We start from the raw sequence: 798 nt of genomic DNA on the forward strand, positions 1-798 counted from the left end.
TCCCAGCAGCAGGCGGTCGTTGTAGAGCGTGGGGTCGTAGATGCCGTCCTGGTCGGCGAGCAGGGTGTGGAAGACGGCGCAACGCTCAAGGAGATGATACCAGTCGGAATTGGCGCGCGACAGCCGGCTCATCTGGAAGCCGAGGATGAGGCCGATGTGGTCGAGATTGACCTCGGTGAGGATCCACCGGAAGCCGTCCCGGGCGTCGGCGGACGTCCCGCTCTGGGCCTGGTCGTCGTTGATGACGACGACCCGGGATTCGGGCCAGCCCCAGGCCAGGGCGCGGTCGCGGAAGTTGGCCTGAACTTCGGCCGACTCTTTATTGTTGATGACCTGATAATGGCTGGATTGACGGACGTAGACGACGGCCAACCGCTCGAGGTGCCAGGGCCGGATCTTGCCGGGCCGGCCGGCGGGCTCCGCGAGCGGCGCCGAAGTCGCCGAACGCCGGTCGCTGGAGGGGTCAAGGCTGTTCATGGGCGCCCTCCGGCCGGTCGGCGTCCAGGAGCCTTCGGATCAAGACCTCGCCCAACGTCCGGGCGATCGTCTCCTGCTCCTCGGGGGGCAGGTCGGTCCACGGGGGGCGCGCCGGCACGAGGCGAGGCGAATTCACCCCGGCGATCGATGGGGGGGGACCGGTGCAGAGGCCCTGCGTCGCATGGCAACCCTCCTTGCGAGGTGTCCCGTCGCGTTTCGATCCAGTCAGCAAGCTCCAGAAGTGCGGATGCGGCCACTATAACCGGAGCCGGCGGGGGCTGGTAGCATGAAACATCTGGAGCACCATGCTCACGCTTATGA

The 798-nt window shown here is 67.0% G+C and carries 1 protein-coding gene; it reads right to left on the reverse strand.

Annotation, left to right across the window (positions count from 1 at the left end; all coding sequences use genetic code 11):
* The coding region (locus tag G6O54_RS36975) for a recombinase family protein (RefSeq protein ID WP_165236168.1) at positions 1 to 477 on the reverse strand (477 nt) is incomplete at its 3' end.
* Between the last annotated feature and the right edge of the window lie 321 nt (positions 478 to 798).

This window comes from Aquisphaera insulae (genome assembly GCF_011064615.1).
Taxonomy (GTDB): Bacteria; Planctomycetota; Planctomycetia; order Isosphaerales; family Isosphaeraceae; genus Aquisphaera; species Aquisphaera insulae.